Here is a 6561-nt window from a genome sequence, read left to right on the forward strand (position 1 = left end):
GCCTCTTTCCGCTTTTGTAGCCACAGCTGGTACTGGGGGAACGATTACGGGAACTGGCGAAGTGTTAAAAGAACATTATCCTGACCTTCAAGTTCACGTTGTCGAACCAGCAGGGTCTCCTGTTCTTTCAGGCGGTAAGCCAGGAAAGCATAAACTAGTCGGAACTAGTCCTGGGTTTGTTCCAGACATTTTGAATACAGCTGTCTATGACGAAATTCACAAAATAGAAGATGAACAAGCATATGATATTACGCGAAGAATGGCCAGGGAAGAAGGGATTCTTGTTGGACCATCCTCTGGTGCTGCCTGCTACGCTGCTATTGAAGTAGCGAAAAGATTGTCACCTGATGATGTGGTTGTTTGTATTGCTTGTGATACTGGAGAAAGATACTTATCAAGTGATTTATTTCGCTTTGAATGATTGATCATAAAAAGACGATTCCTGATTAATAAGGAATCGTCTTTTTTCTTGACTGTATTTTGTTTTATAACAAGTACACAAAGTCTTTTATTTTATACTGTGATAGTGGGTAATAAACTCTTCAGGAGAAGATTTTACAACATACGTCCAAACACCTTCAATAGTGTGAAGGTATAGAAAAGTGTAATAAGATGAAAGAGATCTACTAGAAACGTCCATTACATCCTTTAACGTAAAACTTTTAGAAGGAGTTACAATTTTATCCTTATAAAGATAAATATGCCCTTCCGTTTCCACGGTAAATTGTTGGTTGTCTTCAATTCTTCTTTCTGTTCTCATAAATGGTTGTGAACAAATCAATGTCATGTAAAGCCTCCAACAGTTTGGCGATCAATTACTCATCCCTTATTAATACGTTCTTCAAATAGTTCTTGGAGCTTTTTCGTTACAGATCCTGGTTTCCCGTTTCCTATTTCCTTATCATCAATTTTAACTACGGGCATCACTTCTGATGTGGTACTTGCAATAAATAACTCATCCGCATCCAGTACTTCATCCACACTAAACGATTTTTCTTGAAATGACATTCCATTCCTCTTGCAAATATCTTGAATGACTCTTCTGGTTATGCCATTTAAGATTAAATTGGTTGCGGGATGAGTGACTATCTCATCATTTTTTATTATAAATGCATTGGATGCAGACCCTTCTGTTACCGTATCTCCGCGATGTAAGATAGCCTCATAGTGCCCTTCTGAGACCGCCTCTTCTTTTGCCAGTAAGTTTCCAAGTAGATTCAGACTTTTAATATCACATCGCAACCAACGAATATCCTCTACAAGCTTAGCGGTCACCCCATCTTGCATTTGCTGAAGAGGACGTGGAACTTCATTGGCATAAGCCACAACACTTCCTTTTATTTCTGAAGAAGGGAAGTTATGTTGGCGTGGTGCTACTCCTCGAGTGACTTGTAAATAGACACTGCCATCCTGGATGCTATTGGCTTTTATGAGTTCATGAATAACGCCTGTCAATTCATCTAATTCATATGGAATGGTGAGCTTCATTTTGTCAGCACTTTGATATAGGCGTTCCATATGTTCTTTCATTGTAAACGTTTTTCCACTGTAAACTCGGATCACCTCATAGATACCATCTCCGAATTGATACCCACGATCTTCAATAGCAACCTTCGCTTCTTCTCGATTTATAAATTCCCCATTCAGAAATACAGTATTCATTGAGTCCTCTCCTTTTTCTTCTCTTTACGATTTACACGCTAATTCATAGATTGCTTGGGCATAGATAGCCGTTGCTTTAAGCAAATCCTCAATATACATATATTCATCCTTCTGATGAGCGATATCTTCTCTACCAGGAAATAAAGGACCAAAGGCAACTCCTGCTTCTAAACTTCTAGCATACGTACCTCCACCAATACTGAGAAGTTCTGCTTTTTCCCCTGTTTGTTCTTCATATACCTTCTGCAACGTACGCACTAAAGGATCATCAGACGAAACATGATGGGGTTTACTATCAGTCAAATTTTCAATCTCAAAGGTTTCAATGCTCTCGAAGATTTTCATTCCTTTTTCCATTTCAAACGTAACAGGATATCGCATATTCAATCCTATACGACCACCGTCCTCATTTGAAAAACGTAGCTTCCCTACGTTAATGGTCAAATCGCCTGTAATATCATCATGGTAACTGACTCCTAATTCAACTCCACGTGATTCCTTGAAAAAGTGTTTTGTAGTAAATTCAAAGAATTCTTTCGCCTGAGAGTTCAAGGGAAGCTCTGATAAGAAAGCTCCTAAATATAAACCTGCATTTCTTCCATTCTTCGGTTCCATACCGTGAGCAGAGACACCTTCAATTTGAAAAACCAGCTCACCATTTTCAATATAATAGCTCCCTTTAATATCTTCTTCTTTCATGAAGATTTCAAAATTTTGAACCCATTTTGTGTGGTCTTCATCAATAAGTACGATTGCTTTGGCATAATCAGGAACCATATTATAACGACGTCCAGATTCAAATGATACTACCTCAAATCCTGAATCATTCTTTTTATCAACTGACTTTTGCACTAAATCAAAATCTGCAATTCCTTTTTCAGCATAAATGATTGGAAAATCTGCATCTGGAGCAAACCCCATCGTTGGCATTTCTTCCTTTTTGAAATATTGCTCCACACATCTCCAATCACTCTCTTCATCGGTTCCGATAATCATTCGTACCCGTTTGTTGAAAGGAACACCAAGCTCTTTTACAATTTTCATAGCATAGTAAGCTGCAATGGTAGGACCTTTATCATCAATCGCTCCTCTAGCAAAAATCTTACCGTCTTTTATTTGTCCTCCAAAAGGATCTACACTCCAGCCATCCCCCTCTGGAACTACATCGACATGACATAGAACTCCAAGTAGGTCACTTCCTTCTCCTACTTCCAGATGCCCTGCTAGATGATCAACATTTTTAGGTATGAAACCATCTTTTTCACCTAGATTTAATAAATAGTCAAGTGCTTCTTTTATCCCTTTCCCTAATGGCGCCTCTTCCGTTCCATTTTCTTCATCCAGGACACTTTTTATTTGCAAAAATTGCTGTAAATCACTTAATAAATCGTCTTTTCTTTTGTCGACTTCACTCGTCCAATTGATTGTCATCCTTATACACCCGTTCTATATGTATTTTTAAAATTATTCCCTCATTCATTTTATACTGTTTTATTATGAAATCCAAACATATAGGGACGATTTAGCAGGTTAATTTTCAGAATAGTTCATCTTTTGTTGCTTTTGTACATAGGCTAGAAGTAGGAAACGTAAATTGTTTGTAAATTTGGACATTTCCCTAGAAATTTTGTATCTTTAGGGGTACAATATAATTGTCTGACATCTTATGAGTACACTTTATTTAGAAAAGGGGTTGTCTAAAGCGCATAGTACATAGGTAGCACGTTTCGGTGCAAAACGACAAATGTAGTCTTTGCCTTTGGAAAAATAATCAAGGAGTGGTTCTTTGAAGCCTTCAACCAATCGTATGCTAACTAGAATAAAAGCTGTATACATGTACATTAATAAGAAAGGTACTGTAACAACTCAAGATCTCGTTGACGAATTTGGCATTACTCCTAGAACCATACAAAGAGACCTCAACGTGTTAGCGTATAACGACTTGGTTCAAAGCCCAAGTCGCGGCCAATGGACAACAACTGAGAAGAAAGTAAAGATGTCTTCTTAAAATTAACGGGGCTAAGTCCCGACCTGTATGGCGTAAGGAAGTCAGAAGCAGTACATTTTGCCTTCTGCTTTCTTTAAGACCAATCTTATTGTTAAACATATGAGAGAAAATTTAAAAAAAGAGACTGCCGAGTACTCACTTCACAGTAACGGACAGTCTCTTTTCCTGCATTTAAGATGGACGATACTCTTTAAGTAACGTTACTTCTTCCTCAGTTAACTCGCGATATTCACCAAGCTCCAGATCTTCGTCAAGTTGTAGTGGTCCCATGGACAAACGTTTTAAATAAACGACACGTTTTCCCACGCTCTCAAACATCCTTTTCACCTGATGAAACTTACCTTCTGTTATTTTCAATTCGATATCAGAGGTTAAGCCAGCTTTTAATATGGTCAATTCTCCTGGTTTCGTATGGTATCCATCATCTAATGTAACACCCCTTTTAAAGGCTTCTACATCCTCTTGTGTTACTTCGCCTTCAATCACCGCAAAATACGTTTTAGGTACATGACGTTTTGGAGATAGAAGTTGATGTGAAAGCTGTCCATCATTTGTAATTAATAGGAACCCTTCCGTATCCTTATCCAGTCTTCCTACTGGGAAAGGACTAAATATTTGATCCTCAAGCTGGAGTAAATCAATAACCGTCTCATCCTGCTGATCTTCTGTTGCAGAAATGACTCCCGGAGGCTTGTTCATAAGTAAATAAATATATTCTCTATACTCAACGCGCTCTCCGTTCAACATTACCGTATCTTTTTCAGGATGAACATGATTCTTTCCATCCTTAATAACCTCTCCATTCACTTGAAGACCGCCATCTTTTAATAATTTCTTCACTTCTTTACGGCTGCCATAGCCCATATTTGCAAGTAGTTTATCAACTCTCATCTGTAGTAACACTCCTATTTATAACATTTATTTGTTGTATTTTTTTCCTCTTCATCTTGTTCATCACTTATGCAGGCTTTAGCCCATTCATTATCCCATTCTTATCATAGGCTATTACAGGTAAGAAAATTTACATGACGAATGAGGTGTAAACGATGTATCCATTTAGACAACAAGGATCAGGCGGAATATTAATCCCCATTCCTCTTCCAGGTGGCCAAGGTCAGTATCCAGGTTACCCTGGTGGTGGTTATGGAGGCGGCGGAAGCTATGATGACCGCATCGATCGCTTAGAAAGACAATACCGACGACTAAACCGTAAAGTAGATCGCCTTGAAAGAAAAGTAGAAAGACTCGAAAGACAGCTTGGGTATTATAATAACTAGAAAAGCGAAGGTGGCTCGTTCAGAGGCGACAAGCATAAGGCATACCCGCCAGAAAGGCGTTCTGTGCCTTTTTGGTGGGTTTGACTTATGACCTCGAGCCTTCTCCCATTAAGTTACACAATACTGAGAAAAAAATAGGGGACTGACAAGATGTCATCCCCTATTTGCTTTTACCCTATTCTCAAGCGGTTACGTATTTTTGTCACTCTTTCTCCAAATAACTTGTCTGCTAACTTGCTTTTCAGACTTAAGTAAAAATAAACTAGTGCACCAACCCCACCACAAATAGCTACAAGTATGATGGATTGGAACCCGGACTCAGGATTTAAGTATTGAGCTAAAATACCATATAAAATCAGCACAACTACTGCCATAATGGCATTAAGACCAAATATGAACATGGTTCTTCTCATAATAAGTGAAAATTTATAGCGCGCATATTTCTTTATGACATATAAGTTAATCGCTATCGCAACAGCATAACCAATCGTTGTGGCCATGACCGCTCCTTGTGTCTCAAACAATCTAATTAACGGAATGTTTAGCACCAGCTTAATCAGTAATCCCACGAGAAGACTGAAAATCGTAAACTTTTGCTCATCAATCCCTTGAAGTATCGCTGCTGTCACAGCATATAAGGAAAATAAAATGGCAACTGGTGCATAGGCTCTTAACACAGATGTTCCTAAAGCATCACTATGATAAAACAAGGTATACGTTGGTTCTGCCAGCAATGCAATACCTATAGCAGCAGGTACAGTTAAGAACATAAGGATTTGGAACGTTTGATCTATATTCCTGCGAAGTGTTTTACGATCACCACTTGTATAAGAAGTTGTAATCAAAGGAATCAGGGTCATGGAAAACGCTGTGGCCAATGATACAGGAATAATCACAAGCTTATGAGTGTAAAAATTTAAAACGGCAAAAGCATAGTCAGATGTTTTTGCCTTCCCGATTGCGTCCATGGCTGTATTAAACGTAATGGTATCAACTAATTGAAACAAAGGATTAGCCAATCCCACAAAGATGAACGGTACGGAGTAGGCGATAATCTCTTTGTACATAGAGCGTAATGATACGTTTGCTTCTCCTCGATCTTCTTCCAATAATTCATCGAGATGAGGCTTTCGTTTATACCAATACCAAATCAGCGCTGCTAAACTCGCCAGTCCTCCAACAAAAGCAGCAAATGTTGCCACAGCAATGGCTGTTGTCACTGTACCATCCATTAAATCCAAGACAACATAAATTCCCCCAAGTAAAAAGGCAATCCGAACGATTTGTTCGATAACCTGTGAAACTGCTGTAGGTCCCATTGATTGATGACCTTGGAAAAAACCACGAATTAAGCTCATGAAAGGAATAATGATTAACGCAAAACTGACGGCACGAATAACTGTGGTTACTTGAGCTACTGATATCACCTGTTCATCACTTTTAATCACAATTCCAGCGAAAAGTGGAGCAAATGCATACATGATTAAAAAGGTAACAATTCCTGTAATCGTCATTAGCAGTAAACCGGATTTAAATAACCTTCTCCCTACGGCATACTCTTCAATGGCGTTATATTTTGAAACGAATTTTGATACAGCGAGGGGAACTCCCGCC

8 protein-coding genes are annotated in these 6561 nt (G+C 38.6%); 3 read left to right on the plus strand and 5 right to left on the minus strand.

Translation table 11 applies throughout. The features are described 5' to 3' along the window. Positions 1 to 421, plus strand: a 421-nt coding sequence (locus IQI_RS01290) for a pyridoxal-phosphate dependent enzyme (RefSeq protein WP_156509813.1), incomplete at its 5' end; no start/stop codon positions are given. Between the two features lie 87 nt (positions 422 to 508). Here the strand turns inward: IQI_RS01290 and IQI_RS01295 are convergent. From IQI_RS01295 to pepV, 3 genes are read right to left on the minus strand one after another with little or no spacing between them, the layout of a single operon-like run. Continuing rightward, a complete protein-coding gene (locus IQI_RS01295; RefSeq protein ID WP_064091087.1) occupies positions 509 to 787 on the minus strand; it encodes a hypothetical protein in 279 nt (92 codons plus the stop codon). A 32-nt stretch (positions 788 to 819) separates the two neighbouring features. Continuing rightward, on the minus strand, positions 820 to 1662 hold the full coding sequence (gene dat / locus IQI_RS01300) for a D-amino-acid transaminase (protein ID WP_064091088.1): 843 nt from the start codon (positions 1660 to 1662) through the stop codon (positions 820 to 822). Between the two features lie 24 nt (positions 1663 to 1686). After that, positions 1687 to 3093: a dipeptidase PepV gene (gene pepV / locus IQI_RS01305; RefSeq protein ID WP_064091089.1), complete on the minus strand. Its 1407-nt coding sequence runs from the start codon at positions 3091 to 3093 to the stop codon at positions 1687 to 1689. A 355-nt stretch (positions 3094 to 3448) separates the two neighbouring features. Between pepV and IQI_RS01310 the strand changes: the two genes are divergently transcribed. Further along, complete coding sequence (locus IQI_RS01310) at positions 3449 to 3670, plus strand: DeoR family transcriptional regulator (RefSeq protein ID WP_032087291.1); 222 nt, start codon at positions 3449 to 3451, stop codon at positions 3668 to 3670. Between the two features lie 171 nt (positions 3671 to 3841). Here IQI_RS01310 and IQI_RS01315 read toward each other — a convergent pair whose 3' ends face one another. Continuing rightward, entirely contained in the window at positions 3842 to 4561 is a 720-nt protein-coding gene (locus tag IQI_RS01315) for a pseudouridine synthase (protein WP_064091090.1), read from the minus strand. A gap of 155 nt (positions 4562 to 4716) precedes the next feature. On the opposite strand from IQI_RS01315, the gene IQI_RS01320 reads away from it, so the two are divergent. Continuing rightward, positions 4717 to 4947: a hypothetical protein gene (locus IQI_RS01320; RefSeq protein WP_231893366.1), complete on the plus strand. Its 231-nt coding sequence runs from the start codon at positions 4717 to 4719 to the stop codon at positions 4945 to 4947. 170 nt (positions 4948 to 5117) lie between these two features. Here the strand turns inward: IQI_RS01320 and IQI_RS01325 are convergent. After that, a partial coding sequence (locus tag IQI_RS01325) for a putative polysaccharide biosynthesis protein (RefSeq protein ID WP_064091091.1) occupies positions 5118 to 6561 on the minus strand: 1444 nt, incomplete at its 5' end.

It is taken from the genome of Rossellomorea aquimaris TF-12 (genome assembly GCF_001648555.1).
Taxonomy (GTDB): domain Bacteria; phylum Bacillota; class Bacilli; order Bacillales; family Bacillaceae_B; genus Rossellomorea; species Rossellomorea aquimaris.

Bases quoted from the DNA above. Each gene is read 5' to 3' on its own strand.
- IQI_RS01320 (WP_231893366.1), top strand. From the start codon at position 4,717: ATGTATCCATTTAGACAACAAGGATCAGGCGGAATATTAATCCCCATT.
- IQI_RS01315 (WP_064091090.1), bottom strand. From the start codon at position 4,561: ATGAGAGTTGATAAACTACTTGCAAATATGGGCTATGGCAGCCGTAAA.
- IQI_RS01295 (WP_064091087.1), bottom strand. From the start codon at position 787: ATGACATTGATTTGTTCACAACCATTTATGAGAACAGAAAGAAGAATT.
- pepV (WP_064091089.1), bottom strand. From the start codon at position 3,093: ATGACAATCAATTGGACGAGTGAAGTCGACAAAAGAAAAGACGATTTA.
- dat (WP_064091088.1), bottom strand. From the start codon at position 1,662: ATGAATACTGTATTTCTGAATGGGGAATTTATAAATCGAGAAGAAGCG.